Source organism: Shimia marina, assembly GCF_001458175.1.
In the GTDB taxonomy this organism is placed as follows: domain Bacteria; phylum Pseudomonadota; class Alphaproteobacteria; order Rhodobacterales; family Rhodobacteraceae; genus Shimia; species Shimia marina.
Genome location: NZ_CYPW01000024.1, coordinates 238286 through 257193, shown reverse-complemented (window position 1 = coordinate 257193; position 18908 = coordinate 238286). Strand labels below are relative to the sequence as shown.

The 18908-nt window shown below is 57.6% G+C and carries 12 protein-coding genes and 2 tRNA genes; 6 read left to right on the top strand and 8 right to left on the bottom strand.

The window, feature by feature from the left end:
• Nucleotides 1-27: 27 nt before the first annotated feature.
• Nucleotides 28-2622, top strand: coding sequence for a TonB-dependent receptor plug domain-containing protein (locus SHM7688_RS12010; protein ID WP_058240165.1), 2595 nt, complete (start codon nucleotides 28-30; stop codon nucleotides 2620-2622).
• A gap of 83 nt (nucleotides 2623-2705) precedes the next feature.
• Nucleotides 2706-4559, top strand: coding sequence for a M1 family metallopeptidase (locus SHM7688_RS12005; protein WP_058240164.1), 1854 nt, complete (start codon nucleotides 2706-2708; stop codon nucleotides 4557-4559).
• 99 nt (nucleotides 4560-4658) lie between these two features.
• Here SHM7688_RS12005 and SHM7688_RS12000 read toward each other — a convergent pair whose 3' ends face one another.
• Both SHM7688_RS12000 and SHM7688_RS11995 read right to left on the bottom strand, forming a co-directional pair.
• Entirely contained in the window at nucleotides 4659-5624 is a 966-nt protein-coding gene (locus tag SHM7688_RS12000; RefSeq protein WP_058240163.1) for an HNH endonuclease, read from the bottom strand.
• Nucleotides 5625-5906: 282 nt separating this feature from the next.
• Nucleotides 5907-8462: a penicillin-binding protein 1A gene (locus SHM7688_RS11995; protein WP_058240256.1), complete on the bottom strand. Its 2556-nt coding sequence runs from the start codon at nucleotides 8460-8462 to the stop codon at nucleotides 5907-5909.
• Nucleotides 8463-8622: 160 nt separating this feature from the next.
• Here SHM7688_RS11995 and SHM7688_RS11990 point away from each other — a divergent pair, with 160 nt between their 5' ends.
• Nucleotides 8623-9036, top strand: coding sequence for a hypothetical protein (locus tag SHM7688_RS11990; RefSeq protein ID WP_058240162.1), 414 nt, complete (start codon nucleotides 8623-8625; stop codon nucleotides 9034-9036).
• A gap of 40 nt (nucleotides 9037-9076) precedes the next feature.
• Here the strand turns inward: SHM7688_RS11990 and SHM7688_RS11985 are convergent, their stop codons facing one another.
• Both SHM7688_RS11985 and SHM7688_RS11980 read right to left on the bottom strand, forming a co-directional pair.
• Nucleotides 9077-10369 carry an N-acetylmuramoyl-L-alanine amidase gene (locus SHM7688_RS11985; protein ID WP_083499032.1) on the bottom strand — a complete coding sequence of 431 codons (1293 nt, stop codon included), beginning with the start codon at nucleotides 10367-10369 and terminating at the stop codon, nucleotides 9077-9079.
• A gap of 154 nt (nucleotides 10370-10523) precedes the next feature.
• The gene (locus SHM7688_RS11980) at nucleotides 10524-11675 is read right to left on the bottom strand and encodes a pyridoxal phosphate-dependent aminotransferase (RefSeq protein WP_058240254.1); all 1152 of its coding nucleotides are present in this window, start codon (nucleotides 11673-11675) and stop codon (nucleotides 10524-10526) included.
• Between the two features lie 41 nt (nucleotides 11676-11716).
• On the opposite strand from SHM7688_RS11980, the gene SHM7688_RS11975 reads away from it, so the two are divergent.
• Together SHM7688_RS11975 and SHM7688_RS11970 are read left to right on the top strand one after the other, a co-directional pair.
• Complete coding sequence (locus SHM7688_RS11975; RefSeq protein WP_058240161.1) at nucleotides 11717-13063, top strand: M48 family metalloprotease; 1347 nt, start codon at nucleotides 11717-11719, stop codon at nucleotides 13061-13063.
• 14 nt (nucleotides 13064-13077) lie between these two features.
• Nucleotides 13078-13821 carry a DsbA family protein gene (locus tag SHM7688_RS11970; protein ID WP_058240253.1) on the top strand — a complete coding sequence of 248 codons (744 nt, stop codon included), beginning with the start codon at nucleotides 13078-13080 and terminating at the stop codon, nucleotides 13819-13821.
• 314 nt (nucleotides 13822-14135) lie between these two features.
• Here the strand turns inward: SHM7688_RS11970 and SHM7688_RS11965 are convergent, their stop codons facing one another.
• Together SHM7688_RS11965 and hemA are read right to left on the bottom strand one after the other, a co-directional pair.
• The gene (locus tag SHM7688_RS11965; RefSeq protein ID WP_058240160.1) at nucleotides 14136-15344 is read right to left on the bottom strand and encodes a helix-turn-helix domain-containing protein; all 1209 of its coding nucleotides are present in this window, start codon (nucleotides 15342-15344) and stop codon (nucleotides 14136-14138) included.
• A gap of 109 nt (nucleotides 15345-15453) precedes the next feature.
• Entirely contained in the window at nucleotides 15454-16677 is a 1224-nt protein-coding gene (hemA, locus tag SHM7688_RS11960; protein ID WP_058240159.1) for a 5-aminolevulinate synthase, read from the bottom strand.
• Between the two features lie 216 nt (nucleotides 16678-16893).
• Here hemA and SHM7688_RS11955 point away from each other — a divergent pair, with 216 nt between their 5' ends.
• Nucleotides 16894-18276 carry a M20/M25/M40 family metallo-hydrolase gene (locus SHM7688_RS11955; RefSeq protein ID WP_058240158.1) on the top strand — a complete coding sequence of 461 codons (1383 nt, stop codon included), beginning with the start codon at nucleotides 16894-16896 and terminating at the stop codon, nucleotides 18274-18276.
• 128 nt (nucleotides 18277-18404) lie between these two features.
• Here SHM7688_RS11955 and SHM7688_RS11950 read toward each other — a convergent pair.
• Both SHM7688_RS11950 and SHM7688_RS11945 read right to left on the bottom strand, forming a co-directional pair.
• A tRNA-Asp gene (locus SHM7688_RS11950) sits at nucleotides 18405-18481 on the bottom strand.
• A 66-nt stretch (nucleotides 18482-18547) separates the two neighbouring features.
• A tRNA-Asp gene (locus SHM7688_RS11945) sits at nucleotides 18548-18624 on the bottom strand.
• Between the last annotated feature and the right edge of the window lie 284 nt (nucleotides 18625-18908).

The window sequence follows — 18908 nt, the reverse complement described above, 5'->3', positions numbered from 1 at the left end:
TCAAAACGACTCCGAAGGGTGGGCCTCATGCGGCATTCCTCTGTTCGGGCGCTGCTGTTCACAAGCACGATGCTTGTGGCTGCGCCCTTTGCTGCGCCTTTTGCCATGGCGCAAAGTGCAACCGATCTTGATGACATCGTGGTGGGCGTTCCCACAGAGGAGGCCGAGGGCCAGACCTCTGGTGAGGGCACCGATGACGGCGGCATCGCCAGCAACACCATCGACGAAGACGATCCTGCCAACTCAGGCACGTCCACTCTGGGTCAAGACTCAATCCTGCTGCGCGGCAACGGTCAAGACGCCAACAGCGCCCTCGTCGGTCTGCCCAACGTCCACTACCGTTCTGATGTGAACGAAGATGGTGAAGTCAATGACGACGTCGGCGAAGGTACCGATGACGTGCTTGACCTCCAGCCGCAGGAAATTTCCATCTCGGGCGCACGCGTCAATGAGAACAACATCATGATCGACGGGATCGGGATCAACTCTGTTGTCACACCGGCAAGCCCTTCCACTCAGGGTGATGAAAGCGTTGTTCCCGACTTGCTGGGTTTTTACGGAGGGCATTCCCAAACACAGTACGTTCCTTCCAGTATGGTGGAACAGGTTGAGGTGATGGACTCCAATGTTTCCGCAGAATACGGCGGCTTCCTTGGTGGCTCTGTAAACTATAAACTGCGCAAACCAGACCTCGAAGAAGCGCGCGGTGCACTCAGCTACTCCTTCCAAAGTGATGATTTTGCGAAATACTCCTTGGGTACAGAGGACAAAGAGAACCCCAATAATCGGGCAAAGCCCAAGTGGACCAAACAGAATTTCTCACTGGATTACTCAACCCCGGTTTCTGAAAACACCGCCGTCATGTTTGGTTACTCCACGCAGCGAGCAACGGCTGAAAAGCAACGCGCACCGCAGTTTGGCTCAGAAGTGGTCGACTCCAAAAGCCGCAGCGATTTTTATCGCTTTGCCCTGACACATGAGCTCGACAATGGTGATCGGCTGACAGGATCGCTGAACTATACGGACTATGATCAGGACTGGAATCTGGAAAACACGCGTGATGTGAAACTGGATATCCAGAACCAGGCACTTCTGGGCGAAGTGGGCTATGAGAGGGATATCGGAAACCTCTGGTTCATGCGCAACGCCACACTGGATCTGGGCGTAAACCTGCAACGCAATGAAATTGCAAACACGCAGGACGAAAATCAGCAATTCAACTGGATCGGCATGGATCGAAACGGCAATGACCTCTCCGCTGGCATAGAAGGTTGCGATCCAGTCGCCGGAGGCGGTGTACAAATGTGCCAGACCGGCGGCACCGGCAGCAAGTACTTCCAAGACAATCGCATTGGCTTGGATGCAAAAGTGTCAGGTGAAGTGGGCAACGGCACGTTCAAATCAGGGATTGAGCTTGAGTACTACGACGTGAACCGGCGTGGTGAAGCTGTGGAGTACTATACCAGCACATTTGCAAACACCGCAGGCAACTGCAATCCCGGCGACCCGAGCTGTACAGCTGAGCAATACTTCTGGGCACGCCAGACCATTGATGCCTACAATCTGGATGTGACGGCGTCCAAGGTCGGTGCTTATGCCGAAATCGATCAGACTTTTGGGGATTTCTTCCTGCGCGGCGGCCTGCGCATGGATTACAATGACGTCCTTGAGAATGTCGACATTGCCCCACGTCTGAGCGCAACATGGGCGCCTTCGGATGGCTTCTCTCTGACTGTTGGTGCCAACCGGTACTATGACGACAATTATCTCGCCTACGCAGTGCAGGACGCCTTGCCAAGAACCCGCATGGGCCTGCGGTTTGGCGACCCAACGCTGCCTTGGAACGAAACCTTCAACGGTGGAGAAACCTCCTATAGTGGTCGTGGCCTTGACACGCCTTACAACGATGAACTCTCCGTCGCGCTCGGCATCAAGGATCGCTTTACAAATGGCTTCTGGCGTGTGCGCGCACTGCAACGTAAAGGCAAGGATCTGTTTACCAATGAAGGCACTTCGACATCACCGACCCTGACCAATGGCGGCGAAAGTGACTACAAGTCCTTGGTGCTTGAATATCAGAAAACCTGGCAACCAACCAACATTCCGCATCTGAACAATCTGGGCATCTATACCTCGCTCACTTGGTCTGACAGCAACCGTGTTGGCGGCACATACTTCGCAACCCCAAGTCAAGAAAGCCGCGATGTTTGGTACAACGGCCAAGCCTACAACCGCAGCGCATGGGACGAAAACCTTGGCAATCTGGATCAACCCTTCCGCGCAACTGCGGAAATCCGGTCTCAATGGTTTGATGGCGGTATGAGCCTCGGTCTCGTAGCGGATTTCACCGATGCATACAGCGGTGTCCTCTATGATGGCGTGACGCGGCCTGATCCAAACGGCCCACTTTATTCAGAGTACAAAGATCACAGATTCAAGAAATATGTGCTGTTTAATCTGAACGCGTCTTTCAAGGTGGCAGAGGTTGGCAACGGCAACGACCTGATGCTGGATGTGCAGGTCAACAACCTGTTTGACCGCATGCCCTCCGGGACCTCAAGCGACACCAGCCCATGGGTGCGCGGCCGCACCGTCTGGGTTGGGACAAACTTGACCTTCTAATCCAGAGCTTCACACATATCAGGTGGCGCATCGCGAGATGCGCCACTTTTTCCTTCGACACCTGCGACACGTAGGAGATCCACATGCCCCGCAGCCTCCGCCCCTCCCTGAGTTTTTCCACAGCGCTGTTCATCGCCTTTGCCGGCGCACCCTCCGCCGAACCAAATACTGCGCAGATCACGCTGGACACCGCCACCGGCGCCATAGTGATCACCTCTGAACAGACAGGCGCGCCAACTGCGGACTGGCTCACCGACGAGGGCGCGCATTTCAGCGGCCAACTGCCCGCACTCCAGTCCCCCACCCGGATCAACGGCTGGTCTGAGGAGGCAAGCTATCTCACCGGCGGCGGCTGGCTCCCACAGCCCGCAGATGGCACAGAGAACGGCCCCCATGACATCACCATCACCGTGCCCGCCACAGATCAGGTTGCGGTGACCGGCACCATTCTGGAAGACCGCATCGAGGAGGATCAGCGCCACCTGCGCTTTACATTCTCTGGCCCAGCCACATCCCTTGGCATTTTTGCAGGCCGCTACCAGCTTCAGGAACGCCCCCATCAGGGTCAGAACGCCCCCATCAGCCTGCGCACCTATTTTCACGCCGAAGAGGCGGGTCTGTCAGACATCTACCTGCGCGCCAGCGGGCACTACATCGACCGCTTCGAAGCTCAGATCGGCCCCTACCCCTATGCGGCCTTCTCCGTGGTCTCCGCGCCGATTCCTGTGGGGCTTGGCTTTGCCGGTCTCACCTATGTGGGCCGCTCCATCCTGCCACATGACTATATGAGCGAGCGCTCCCTCGCCCATGAAATCCTGCACAGCTGGTGGGGCAATGCCGTGCGGGTGGATTATGACGCGGGCAATTGGTCCGAAGGGCTCACCACCTTCATGGCAGACTACGGTCTGGCAGAGGACAAAGGCGCCGATGTGGCCCGCCAGATGCGCATGGATTGGCTGCGCCAATTGGCCCTGATCGCCCCGGAAGACATGAAACCGCTCACCGCCTTCCGCTCCGCCAGCCATCAAAGCGGCGGTCAGGGCGAAGGCTACGGCAAGGCGGCTCTGGTGTTTCACATGCTGCGCAGCGAGCTTGGCACGGAGATGTTTTATACGGGCCTGCGTCAGTTCTATCAGGACAACATCCACAAAGAAGCCAGTTGGGCAGAGCTGCAAACCGCCTTTGAAACCGCAAGCGCACGTGATCTGAGCCCCTTCTTTGCGCAGTGGCTCACCCGCGCCAGCCTGCCGCGCCTGCATCTGCGCGATGTGCACATCAGCGAAGATGCCAGCCTGAACCTCACCCTGTCACAGGAAGGTCCCGTCTATGACATGCTGGTGCCTGTGGTGGTGGAAACCACCAAGGGCCGTGACACCCACACCCTGCGCCTGTCAGAAAACACGCAGAGCTACGCCCTGCCACTGACAGACACGCCGCTGCATGTGCATGTGGATCCGGATTTTGAACTCGCCCGCTGGCCCGCTCAGGATGAACTCAGCCCCACGCTGGACAACGCCTTCGCCGGTAGCGGCTTTAACGCCGCCCTTGCCGCTCCAGACGCCGAAGACGCTGCACAGACCCGCGCCATTCTGGAGGACACCCTGACAGTCACCCTCGACTGGAGCCCAGAGCGCCCACATGACATCGATCTGATTTTTGGTACCACGGCACAGGTCGATGCCTTTTATACCGCCAAAAAAGGGCATGCTTTCCCCCATGCGCAAGACGGGGCCGCCCGCGTCTGGCTGGAAAAGGAAAACAATGGCCAGATGACGCTCTACATCTCCGCCGATGATCTTGAGGACGCCGCCGCACAAATGCGCTTCCTTGGCTATTACGGCAGCAAAAGCTACGTGAGCTTTGAAAACGGCAGCGGCCACACCCACGGCGTCATGCCCAGCCAAAACAGCGCCCTACGCCAACAGATCACCCCCTGATCCTTGCGCAACAGTGCAACAAACCAAAAAGCTCCCGCCATGGTGCGGGAGCTTTTTTCTTATGGTTTGAAACCAAAGGCATATACCAATCGCACAAATTTACGCGATGCGCCCTTTTTTCACGATCTCACGCATGTCATCTAGTGTTCTGGTCATCCCCCCTCGGTGGATCATGGCATGGCAGTTAGGGCAAACTGGCACCAAGTCCTTTTCAGGTACAACTTGACGTTCCGATTTGGCTTCCGACATCGGGTGCAGATGGTGAACATTAATGAAACCTTCACCAAGCTCCCCATAAACTTCTGTGAAGTCAAAACCGCACACCGCACAAGCAAGCTTTCCATTGTTCATATGCCGATGGTACGCAATACACCGCACGCGCGCCGCTGTATTGCGCTCTCGTAAAGACTGTACTGCTAGGGTTTCAGCTCCCTCATAAAACTTCCCAGACTCCGACGAGGCAGGAACCTCATCCCGACTACGATCAACGCACTGAAAGTCAAGTTTTCTCAACGCATCACGCGCCTGATGCGCGGTGAAGTCACGCCCTTTCTCATCGGTCGTAAGACCCCAGATTATCTTTGCTGGATAATACCTGAATGTCTCTGGATGAAGAACAAACCACTTTTTCGCATCGCGAAAACCCTCTGGAGTTCCATATTCATCGTACGCCTGGAATGCCAATACTACTTCATCTCTGAGTGTCTCAGCCTTTATCCAAAATGTCTTTTTTGACAGTGACGGCTTGGTGGCAAACTGCTCCCCTAACAATTCGCACAACGTCCCCATCAACGCGTCATGTCTCTTACTGTCTTGTCGTACGGCAACAAAACCGTCTGCTTCGAGTTGGCTTCTGTAGCGGATAATCTCCGCTGCCTCACTCCTCGCGCTGTTCATAGGCATGCCCTGCATTCCATCCGCCAACCGCCGGATCGGGAAAAACCGATGATCCGTCCCTTCCAAAACCAACAATTGCACCTGGTTTTTGAGCTGTCGCCTCGCAATTTCCGGTTCTTGAGAATACAATTCGTCTAACTCAGACGCCTTTTCCTGCCAAATACTCATTGCTTACTCGCACTTCGCACTTCTCACTTCTCACTTCTCACTTCTCACTTCTCACTTCTCACTTCTCACTTCTCACTTCGATATAAAATTTAGTGCCAATCAATTGCACACTGCTTTGAAAAAAGCCCCGTTGCAAACTTCTAAGGACATCGTTTGCAACTCCGGCACACCACAAAGGAAAACCCTGCGCCCGAATAAGAACGCAGGGTTTCAGTGTCGCGCCAGATTGGCGATCAGATCACGCGCTTAACGTGGCTCCGCAACAGAGCTGCCTTGAACCAATCAATAAAGCCCGCCCGAGCTGACCGTCCCGAAGTCTGCCTTTGGTCCGACAATCCCGGTGCCGCCCGATGAGGTCGTGACCTCCCGCCCTCGGGATTTGGCGACCTCTTCCACCAGCGGCAGGTTGGAGCCCATGGCAAAGCCACCGTCAAAGGCCACGCCAAACACGGGCTCTTCCCCATCCCGGAAATACTCCGCCACCACATTGGAGCCGCTGGCATCATTGTCCAGACGGGCCCCCGTGAAACGGTCAATCTTGATAAAGCGCCCGCCCGGAGGCACGCGGAACTTGCCGCCGCCGTATTTCTTCACAGCCTCTTCCATGAATTCCTGAAACACAGGGCCGCAGGTGGTGCCACCATAGGTACCCCGCCCCAGCGGGCGCGGACGGTCATGGCCGATGTAACACCCGGCGACAATGTTGGAGGTGAAGCCGACAAACCAGACGTCTTTGGCTTCATTGGTGGTGCCGGTTTTTCCGGCCACAGGCACAGGCAGGTTGATCTGCTTGCTGGCTGTCCCGCGTGTCACAACCCCCTCCATCATCGAGGTCAGCTGATAGGCGGTGATGGCATCCATCACCCGCTCGCGGTTGGTCACAATGCGCGGGCCACGGCTTTCTGGAATGCTCGGGTCCAGACAATCGGTACAATCACGCTGATCATGGCGATAGATGGTCTTGCCATAGCGGTCCTGCACCCGGTCCACCAGCGTGGGCTCCACGCGCTCCCCGCCATTGGCAAACATCGCATAGGCCGCCACGATTTGATAAAGCGTGGTCTCATCCGCACCCAGCGAGTTCGCCAGAAACGCGCCCATACTGTCATAGACCCCAAAACGCTCCGCATAGCGCGCCACGGTCTCCATGCCGACCTCCTGCGCCAGACGGATGGTCATCAGGTTCCGGCTCTGCTCAATCCCGGTCCGCAACGGCGTCGGCCCGTAGAATTTATTGGTCGAGTTCTTAGGGCGCCACACACCTTGGGGCGTGTTGATCTCAATCGGGGCGTCAATCACGATGGTCGCCGGGCTATAGCCACTGTCCAGTGCGGAGGCATAAACGAAGGGTTTGAAGCTTGACCCCGGCTGGCGTTTAGCCTGTGTCGCGCGGTTGAACACCGTATCCTGATAGCTAAAGCCGCCCTGCATGGCGATCACACGGCCGTTGTTCACGTCCATCGCCATAAAGCCGCCCTGCACCTCCGGCACCTGCCGCAGGGACCAGCGCACAAAATCGCCACTGTCGTCATTGGTGATGGCACGTACCAGCACCACATCCCCAACCGAGACAAGATCCCCCGCCACACGCGCCTTCCGTGCCAGCGAGCCATCCTCGCGCCGCTTGCGCGCCCAGGTCACATCCTTTGGCGTGATCCAATGCCCATCGGCATCCTCCTCAACGCCTTCAATCCCGATCCGCGCGTCATTGCTGCCCACCTGCAGCACAACCGCCGGATACCAATGCCCCTCAAGATCCACATCTCTCGGAATGGCCACATCCGCCAGAGCGGCACGCCAGCGCACCTCATCCGTCAGAGCCTCCGCCGCAATCACCTCACCGGTGCCGCGCCATACACCGCGCGAACGGTCATATGTCTCAAGCGCACGGCGCAAGGCCCGCGCCGCCACATCCTGCATCTCCGGATCTTCGGTGGAGCGCACGGTCATTCCGCCGCTGAAAAACTCATCTTCCCCAAAATCGCGGCTCAGCTGGCGGCGGATTTCATCGGTGAAATAATCGCGCGTCGGCAGGGTGGATTTGAAACTGTCATAATCGCCATTCTGCACCGACGCCAAAGGCAGCTCTTTTTCCGCCTCATAGGTCGCCTGCGTGATATAGCCGTTCTCCGCCATTTCCTTGAGCACAAAGTTACGCCGCGCCAGCACCCGCTCTTTGTTGCGCACCGGATGGAAGCGCCCGGGCGCTTTTGGCATGGAGGCCAGCGTGGCCGCCTCATGTGGAGCAAGCTGTTCCAAGGTCTTGTTGAAATAGGTCTGCGCCGCCGCCGCCACACCGTAAGAGTTCTGACCAAGGAAAATCTCGTTGAGATACAGCTCCAGGATCTGCTCCTTGCTCAGTGTGTCCTCCACCCGTGTCGCAAGGATGATCTCTTTGATCTTACGCTCAATTTTTCGATCCCCAGAGAGCAGGAAGTTCTTCATCACCTGCTGGGTGATGGTCGATGCCCCGCGCACGCTTTCCCCACGCGACTGCACCGCTTCCACCGCCGCCGCCGCAATCCCGCGCGCATCAAAGCCCGAGTGATAATAGAAATTCTTGTCTTCCGCCGAGATGAACGCCTCTTTCACCAGATCCGGAATTTCATCCGCCGGCACAAACAGACGCCGCTCTTTGGCAAATTCATCAATGATATGGCCCTCACCCGAGTAGATCCGGCTGATCGTGGGCGGCTTATACTGCGCAAGGCTTTCATGGCTGGGCAGTTCCTGACCATAGATCCAGAACACCGCCCCAATAGAAAGCGCCACCACGGCAAGCCCCATGGTCACAAAGGTGAAAATGGTCCCAAAGAACGAGAGAATGAATCGTATCACGCTGGAGGCCTTCTGAAGTCGCATCTCAAAGCTCCTCTATACAGAGTGGCCTTGGCGGGGTCAAAACACCTCTCTGAGACAGCAGGCGAATTTGCGCCGCGCTCCGAGGTCTTGAAAGGGAGATTCAAAATCATCACTTTCAACCAAATGGAGAAAAATAATGCTAAATGAGAAATATCCCAAATCCGGTTTGACCTGTGACATGGTCTCCAATGCAGAAGACGGCACCATCTGTGTGGTCGTGAAATACAATGGTTTTGACGCGGGATCTTATACATCGAAAAGTCTGCCTGACGCACAGGAGATGTTTGCGCGTATTTCCGCGCGGATGAGCGACGGCGCGCAGCTTCGCCTGAATATACTTATGCTCAACTACCACACGAAAGAACTGTCAGGCGATGTTTTGACCATAGAAGGTGAAAAACTGGGATGCTGGCATTGTGATGAAGAAGAATGGTGTTTCTTCACCCCAAATGACGCGCAAGAGCCAGCTTGCGCAGCGCCATCCCTCTGGCCACTGCATGACAACATTGCAAGATGGCTGGATCCTGACAGCCTCCCTGACGACTTCTAGCGGGCACTACGCCTTTGCAACTTGAGGAAAATGCCACGCGTCACTGGCGCACCAAAGCCCGCGTGGCCTTATCTTCCGCAACCCAGGCCACAAGCCCATCACGCAGCCCCGCCGCCATGGCCGCCCGCCAACCGGGATCTTTGAGATTGGCCAGATCCTGCTTGGAAGACATAAACCCAAGCTCCACAAGAACAGAGGGCACATCCGCCGCCTTCAAAACGGAAAAAGCCCCTTCTCTCAGAGGCTTGCTGTTCAATCTGACTGTGCTGTCTTTCAATCCCCCCACCAGAGACTGCGCCAGCTTGAAGGTGCGCGGCTCCGTTTCCATACGCGCCAGATCCAAAAGCACATCGGTCACCTCATCATCGGCTCCAGACAGATCCACACCCGAAATGATATCCGCTCGATCATGGCGCTCCGCCAGCAGGGCCGAGGCCGCATCGCTGGCCTCCTCTGACAGCGTATAGAAGGTTGCACCTTTGGCATTGCCCTGGCTCACACTGTCCGCATGCAGCGAGATAAACACATCCGCCTGATGCTGGTGCGCAATCGCCACGCGGCCCTCCAGCGAAACAAACACATCCGCATCCCGTGTCAAAACGACCTCAAACCCTCCGGTCCGGCGCAGCACATCTCGCAGCTCCCGAGCAAAAGACAGCATCAGGTCTTTTTCCTGTACCGTGCCCCGTTCCGCACCGGGGTCAATACCGCCATGGCCCGGATCAATCACCACCACGGTGGCGGCCCAATCGGTCTTTTCTTCTGGCGCCGCCACCGCAGGCGCGGGCAAATCCCAACGCGGATCATAAGGCGCGCCCGCAGCGGCGGCAAAATCAGCCGCATTGCCGGGCGCAAGGGTGAGCGACAAAACCGCCGTCCCCCGCCCCTCATCAATGGCCATCTCCGCCGCCTCCACTGTCATGGCTGCTTCCAGATCAAGCACCATACGGCTCCAGCCCGGGCGATAGGTGCCAAAACGCACCGCAGAAATGCCCTCTGCCGCACCAAGATCCGCTGCCGTCAGCGCGCCCCAGTCCACTTCGCGAAAGTCCAGTACAACCCGACGTGGCGCATCCAGCGTGAACACCCGCCAGGGCACCCCCTGCGACAAGGCCAGACGCAGCTGTGCCGCCCCGCGCCAGCCTTCAGACAGACCGCTGTCGGCGATCTCCACCCGCGCGAGAGCCGAAAACGCCGCATCCTGCTGCGCGCCGCCCTGTTGCCCCCCTGTCTGTTGCGCCCCCAACTGTTGCGCAATGGCCTGCTCCGCCCCCAAAACAGCGCCACACGCCGCCCAGAGCGCCACCACACCTGCCAAAAAATCCCTGCGCATCCTGCTGCCTCACCTGCTTTTTGCCCAGCCTACATCACCCCGGCACGCGCCGCCACGCCCCAGGGCTTCCTCTTGACCCAAATATCCCGGGGAGGAGGCACAGCACCGCTGTGCCGGAGGGGCTGGCCCCTCTCTTTCTTTTTATCCCCAAGCCTCAGACAAAGCCGCGCGCCGCCATGAACTTTTGCAACCTTGCGAGACCATCCTCCATGTCCTGCGTGCTGCGCGCATAGGAGAACCGCAGAGTCTGATGGCCCCGCACCGGGTCAAAATCGAGCCCCGGCGTCACCGCCACGCCCGCCTCTTCCAGGATCTCTCGCGCAAAGGTCCGGCTGTCATTGGTGAAATCACGCACATCGACATAGAAATAAAACGCCCCATCCGGCGGCGCAAATTTGGTGAAACCCGCCTTGGGCAGCCCTTCCGCCATCAGGGTGCGATTGGCGCGATACACCGCCATATTCGCCTCCAGCTCGTCATGGCAATCCATCGCCGCAAGAGCCGCCACCTGACTGGCATGGGGGGCACAGATGAACATGTTCTGTGCCAGCCGCTCCACCTTGCGCACGTGATCTTCGGGCACCACCATCCATCCCACACGCCAGCCGGTCATGCTGAAATATTTGGAGAAACTGTTGATCACATAACACTCATCGGTAAGCTCAAGCGCCGTGACAGCTTTGGCTTCATATTCGATGCCATGGTAAATCTCATCGCTGATAAAGGCGGCCTCTTTGTCGCGGCACAGATCAATCAGCGCGCCCATGGCATCCTTGTTGAGCATCGTGCCGGTCGGATTGGCCGGTGAGGCCACCATCAGCCCTTCAAAATCCAGCGCCCGCAGATCCTCAGGCACCGGTTGCAAGCGGTTTTGCGGCGCGGTCTGCACATCCAGCGGCTGCAGGCTCAGAGCCTTCAGAATCTGACGATAGCTCGGATATCCCGGTGCCCCAATCGCCACGCGTTCCCCGGCATCAAACAGCGCCGAAAACGCCAGCAGAAACGCCCCTGATGAGCCCGGCGTGACAATCACCCGCGCCGGATCAAGGTCCACATTGTACCACTCCCCATAGAGCTGCGCGATCCGCGCCCGCAGCGCTGGCAATCCCAGCGCCACCGTGTAGCCCATGGCATCCTGCGTCATCGCCTCCGTGAGCGCTTTGCGCGCGGCTTCCGGTGCCGCCGTGCCGGGCTGCCCCACCTCCATATGGATGATGTGACGCCCCGCCTCTTCCGCCTGGCGCGCCGCTTCCATCACATCCATCACAATGAAGGGATCAACCGCCCCACGTCTTGAGTTCCGCATCAAATTGCTCCCTAGTGTCGACCATGAGGTTTCACCGCGAAATGGCAGCGCCGTCAATCACCCGTTTTCACGCCCGCGCCGTCGCTTTGCTGACGGCGCTTGTTCTGTTTCTCTCCGCCCCTTTTGCCAGCGCTGTGCCGCTGGCCCGTGACCCCGATATCGAACATGCCCTGCGCAAGATGGCCGCGCCCATTCTAAACGCCGCGGGCCTTGGAGACAGCGTTAAAATACTGCTGGTCAACGACGAAAGGCTGAACGCTTTTGTGGTCGATCACAGCCATATTTTCATCAACACCGGCATGCTCATGCGCATGACCTCACCGGAAATGCTGCAATCCGTGATCGCCCACGAAGCCGCCCATATCGCCAATGGGCACATCACCCGCCGCATGGCCAATCTTGATTCGGCCCGCAGCGCCTCCGGCCTCGGTCTGGCCCTTGCTCTGGCCGCCGCCGCCGCCTCAGGGCGCGGTGACGTGGGGGCCGCGGTGGCCCTTGGCACGCAAAATTCTGCCCTGCGGCAATTTCTCGCCCATACCCGCGCCGAAGAGGCCTCCGCAGACCAATCCTCCGTGCGCTACATGGCCGCCGCCGGCATTGATCCGATCGGCGCCGTGCAGGTGCAGCAAATCTTCGCCGGACAGGAGCTGCTCAATGTCTCCCGTCAGGATCCCTACATGCGCAGCCACCCGCTCACCCGTGACCGCCTGCGCGCCATGCAGGGCTTCGTAACCGCCTATGGGGGAAAATCCCGCAAACAGCCGGAACTGGATTACTGGTATGATCGGGCACGCTCCAAGGCAACGGCCTTCCTGCGGCCCACCAAATGGACGTTCCAGCGCGCCGATGAGAGCACAACCGAAGACATCCGGCACATGCGCCTTTCGGTGGCCTACCACCGCCAGCAAAACGCCGCCAAGGCGCTCTCCCACATCAATCAGGCCCTCGCGCTGCGCCCCAAGGATGCCTACTATTATGAACTCAAAGGGCAGATCCTGCTGGAAAACCGTCAGTTTCAAAACGCGGTGAAAGCCTATCGCACCTCCGCAGATCTGGCGCCACGCAACGCGCTCATTCTGGGCGGTCTGGGCCGGGCACTTCTGACGGTCAACCGCCCCAAAGAGGCGCTCACCTATCTGGAAAAGGCGCGCTCTCTGGATTTCCGGGATGCCAAGGTGCTGCGTGATCTTGGCTCCGCCTATGCACAAACCGGTCAGCACGGCCTCGCCTCTCTGGCGACGGCAGAGCGCTATGCGCTGGCCAACCGGCTCAACGATGCCGACATCCACGCCCGGCGCGCCCTTGCGCGCCTTCCCAAAGGGTCCAGCGCCGCGCGCCGGGCCGCAGACATTGTCAGCGCTGCAGAGCGCGTTCAAAAGAGAAAATGATGGAGTTCCCCATAATGCGTTTCTTCGCCCCGGCCGCCCTGGTCCTGTCCCTCACCACCACCTCCGCCCTCGCCTTTGACATCGACAGCCTGTCAGCGGATGAGCGCAGCGCCTTTCGCGACGAGGTGCGGGCCTATCTTCTGGACAACCCCGAAGTGATCATGGAAGCCGTCGCCATTCTGGAACAGCGCCGTGAAGCACAACAGGCCAACAACGATCTCGCGCTTGTGGCCGACAACAAAGACCGCCTCTTTAACGATGGTTACAGCTGGGAAGGCGGCAACCCGGATGGGGACATCACCTTGGTGGAGTTCATCGACTATCGCTGCGGCTATTGTCGCAAAGCCCATGATGAGGTGGCCGAGCTGATCGAAACAGATGGCAACATCCGCTTCATCGTCAAAGAATACCCTATTTTGGGCGAAGCGTCTGAGCAAAGCGCGCGCTACGCCATCGCAGTCAAACAGCTCTTGGGGGCGGAGTCCTATAAACTCGCACATGACGCCCTGATCAAAATGCGTGGCGATGTCACGGCAAAGTCCCTGACCAAACTGTCCAAGGGCCTTGGCTTTGATGCCGAAGCGCTACTCGCCCATATGAACAGCCATGAGGTGACCACGGAAATCCGCACCACGCGCGCGCTCGCCCTTGATATGGGCATCACCGGCACGCCATCTTTCGTGATGGAAGATGAAATGCTGCGGGGCTACCTCCCGCTGGAAGGCATGCGCGCCATCGTGGAAGAAAAGCGCGGGTAACCTCTCCGCCATGCAGACACAGTAAACCCAGACCGCGGCACCAACACTGCCGCGGTCTTTTTGTTGGGGTTGGCGCGCGCAACGTACGTTGCGATAACCCGCAAGAGCCGTGATTTTGCACCTCCGCAATACCGACGGATTACAGACGCCATAAAGATGTGAAATTTGGCCCATCTGAGATCATTACCCCAGAGACAGCTGCGCATCGTTTTTTTGTGTCAAGCGCCTCGGCAGCTCAACACGCAACAACGCAAGAGGCCTCCCCTACAGGATAGAAAGGCGACCACAAGCCATTGTCCAGACTGGAAGTTAGATCACTCTTCCGCCGTGACCACCGATGCCGCCGCCGCAAGCGCGACAATGCGTGCCAGCTCCGGATCATCATCAAGGTTGGCGACAGCAAAATTCTCTTTCACCATGTCACTGGCCAGCGCCAGATCTCTCACGGTGCTCGTCCCCTCACCCGCCGGCCCATACAGCTCGCCATTCACCTTGAAATAGACAGAGCCGGACATGCCCGCCCGCAGGGTCGGCACCTCTTCCGTCGCAGGCAGGACGTATTCCTCACCCGCATCAAGGATTTTCTCAAGCAAGACCGAGCCATCAGCCGCGCGCACGCGCACCCAGGCCGGACGCACTGCCATGACAACCAACTCAGGCGCGTCATCTTCTACGACTTTGGGCACCGGCAGCTTATCCTCTGTCGGGGCCAGCGCCACAACGTCAGGAATCTGCGGCGTGAAAACACCAATGTTGTCCGGGTTCAGTTGGGAGATCGGAGCATCGCGCGCCACCAGCACAGGCACGTCCAGCGCCTGCGGACGATACAGACGATCAAGCGCCTCCGCAGGGGCAAAAAGGCCCGCCCCTGCTGCGGTCACAGCAACGGCTTCGCTCTCTGTGTCATCAGCGCGTGTGGTGGCGCTTTCAACCGGATCCAGATCACTCAAGACAACCGGTGTCTGATCTACAGGAGCAAGGGTAACACGTTGAATTTCATTGAGAACAGACCAGCCGCCATACCCAATCGCCCCGATCAGTGCCACAAGCACAAGCGAGGATCCAACCGCCCGCATCTCAATGCGCGACAACAGGGATTCCTGAATGGGGGTGAACGGCGCATTGGCCGATGAAAATGGATCGGCGTTGCTTGCCACCGGCGCGACCCGCTCGGTCTTGCGCGTTCCAGACGCTTCGGCGGACATGCCGTGAGCCGTGCTGAAACCGCTCTCTTTACAGAAGATCTCAAAAGCCAGATCCGGGTCCATGCCCAGATAACGGGCGTAAGACCGCACATAGCCTGCGATGAATCCGGGGGTTTCAAAGGCGGAGGGATCACAGTTTTCAATGGCAGAGACGTAGCTCGCACGGATGCGCAATTCACGCTGCACATCCAATAGAGATTTGCCAAGGGTGGCGCGTTCACCGCGCATCATATCGCCGAGACTTATGGTGAAGTCATCATACCCTTTCGGGCCTTCATCTACCTCAATGGTATCGCGCTTGGATTTGCGCCCGATCATCTCACTTGCCCCATGTCGCCCTGCCGGTTCTTCGTCATCCCCGATTCGAACCAGTCCTTGTTAGGGAGAACTATACCATATCTAGGGGATTCGATAACCTTAACGAGAGCTAGCCCGCCAGATCGGCACGATTCAGCGCACAATGGCTCCACAGCGCATCAATTGCCTTCACAAGTGCGTCCATCTCACGAGGTCCGTGAACTGGCGACGGCGTGAAGCGCAGACGCTCTGTGCCGCGTGGGACTGTCGGGAAATTGATCGGCTGAACATAGATGCCGTAATCTTCCAGAAGATGGTCCGAAAGCACTTTGGTGTGCACTGGATTTCCGACAATCACCGGCACGATATGGCTGCCATGATCAATGATCGGCAGGCCAAGCCCCTTCAGTCGCAGTTTCAGAATTTGCGCCTGTGTCTGATGACGTTCGCGCAGGGCCTGATCGGTTTTCAGATGCGCAACAGAGGCCGCCGCACCGGCCGCAACCGCTGGCGGCAAGGAGGTTGTAAAGATGAAGCCGGGCGCATAAGACCTTACAGCATCACACATTTTCTCAGATGCGGCGATATAGCCCCCCATCACACCATAGGCTTTGGCCAAGGTGCCGTTGATGATGTCAATGCGGTGCGCGAGGTTATCACGCTCTGTCACGCCACCACCGCGCGGGCCATACATGCCCACCGCATGCACCTCATCAATATAGGTCAGCGCACCAAATTCATCCGCCAGATCGCAGATCTCTTCAATCGGCCCGAAATCACCATCCATGGAGTATACAGATTCAAAGGCAATCAGTTTCGGTGCCGCCGGATCATCCGCCTCAAGCAGGCTGCGCAGATGGGCCACATCATTGTGCTTGAAAATGCGCTTTGCCCCACCATTGCGGCGCACGCCTTCAATCATAGAGGCGTGGTTGAGCGCATCCGAATAGATGATCAATCCGGGGAAGAGTTTTGGCAAAGTACTTAAAGTTGCATCATTTGCGATATAGGCGCTGGTGAAAAGCAGGGCTGATTCTTTCCCATGCAGATCCGCCAACTCCGCCTCAAGCCGCTTATGATAAATGGTCGTCCCCGAGATATTCCGCGTTCCACCAGACCCTGCACCGGTCGCATCCACAGCTTCATGCATGGCTTCCAGAACAACCGGATGCTGCCCCATGCCAAGATAGTCATTGCCACACCAAACCGTAATGGGGCGCTGCGTGCCGTCAGGACGGGTCCAAGTTGCGTGTGGAAAGTGCCCCTGCGTGCGCTCAATGTCGATAAACGTCCGGTAGCGCCCCTCTTCGTGCAAACGATCGAGTGCGTCATCTAGCTTTGCAGTATAGTCCACAGTGGCTTTCCTTCTTCCCGGTCTGAGCGACCTGGCGTCGCGACACTTTCAAAAAGTATCCGAGCTCTTTTAGTCTTCTGTTGCGCGTTGGGCAATGGCTACCAAATGGTCAGTCCGTCCTACATTGATATCGATCAATACCGAAAAGCACGAGTCTGGACACTTCAAATGTCAGTGTTACGGTTCCCGCAAATCGTCGCACCCAAAGGAGACCTTATGTCGCTCGATTCCGTACTCACCCGCATTGATCAGAATATGCCAGACGCCGTTGAGCGTCTCTTTGATCTGATGCGGATCAAATCGATTTCGACAGACCCCGCTTTTGACAAAGATGTCGAAGCTGCGGCGGACTGGCTTGTTCAGGAACTACAAAGCATCGGAATCGCAGCAGAAAAACGCCTCACCACAGGTCATCCAATGGTGGTTGGTCACGTGGATGGCCCAGCAGACGACGTGCCTCATATCCTGTTTTATGGCCACTATGACGTACAGCCAGTTGACCCGCTGGAGCTGTGGGACCGCGATCCGTTTGATCCGGCACTGGAAGACACCGCTGCGGGTAAAGTCATCCGTGGTCGCGGCTCCTCTGATGACAAAGGCCAACTGATGACCTTTGTGGAAGCCTGCCGCGCCTGGAAAGCAGAACATGGCGCCCTGCCCTGCAAGATCACATTCCTCTTTGAAGGCGAAGAAGAATCAGGCTCCCCCAGCCTCGTTCCTTTCCTCCAGGAAAACGCCGAAGAACTCAGCTGCGATATTGCCCTGATCTGCGACACCGGATTGTTTCAGAGCAAAGTGCCCGCAATCACCACCATGCTGCGCGGATTGCTCGCTGAAGATTTCACTATCACAGGGCCAAGCCGCGATCTGCATTCCGGCATGTATGGCGGCATTGCGATGAATCCGATCCGCATCCTGTCGAAAATCCTCGCAGGTCTGCATGATGACACCGGTGCCGTGACAGTGCCGGGTTTCTATGACGGCGTCGAAGAGTTGCCAGAAGACATTCGTGCGCAATGGCAGGGTCTGAATTTTGATCATGCCAGCTATTTGGGCGATGTGGGGCTTAAAGCACCAGCAGGAGAGCAGGACCGCACGCCTCTGGAGCAAATCTGGGCGCGCCCAACCTGCGATGTAAACGGTGTTTGGGGCGGATATACCGGGGATGGGTTTAAGACCGTCCTGCCCTCTCAAGCCTCCGCCAAACTGTCTTTCCGCTTGGTCGGTCAGCAGGATCCAGACAAGATCCGAACAGCCTTCCGCACCTATCTGGAAAGCGCGCTGCCCGAGGGGTTCACCGTCGAGTATCGCACGGAAAAGGGCTCCTCCGCGTCCCAAATGTCCATCACCGATCCTGCCTTTGAGAAGGCCCGCCTCGCCCTCAGCGATGAGTGGCCTGATCCTGCGGCCTATGTCGGCTGCGGCGGTTCAATCCCAATCGCAGGCTTCTTCAAAGATATGCTCAACATGGATTCGATGTTGATTGGCTTTGGATGTGATGACGATCAAATTCACTCGCCCAACGAAAAATACGACATGAACAGCTTTCACAAAGGCACCCGCTCGTGGGCACGAATCTTAGACGCCCTGACGCGATAACCCCCTGAAAGATCTGCAAAATCAAAACGCGCCTTCGGGCGCGTTTTTCTACCGTACGACACGCGCATTAAAATAGGTCGCCCCGAAGGGAAACATTTCCATCAGTCTTTCAAGGAGGGGGGAAGAAGTGGCGCGGTTGACGGGGCTCGAACCCGCGACCCCCGGCGTGACAGGCCGGTACTCTAACCAACTGAGCTACAACCGCGCATATATCTTCGCCTTTCGGCATGACCATTTACCCTAAGGCGCCCAAGGTCTGGGCTGGCAGCGGTGGCGCGGTTGACGGGGCTCGAACCCGCGACCCCCGGCGTGACAGGCCGGTACTCTAACCAACTGAGCTACAACCGCTCGCTGCTCGCTGTTTGGCGTGTGCCCCTCAGCGTGTGGTGGGGTTTATGCTGAGCGCTCAGGCGCGTCAAGCGGATATCCGCAGGAAAATGGAAGATTTTTTCAAAGCCTTTGTGGAGCCCTTATTTTCATGAGATTGAACCGCAGTGAGTTTACTTTGCAGTATGACATTTCTGTGATTAGATGAGCTCACTTGAATCATATGCTTTTTGAAGGAAGAACCCTGATGAAACCTCTTTACGCTGCCCTGTGTGTTGCTGGTCTGGCTTTGGCTGCTTGCTCCC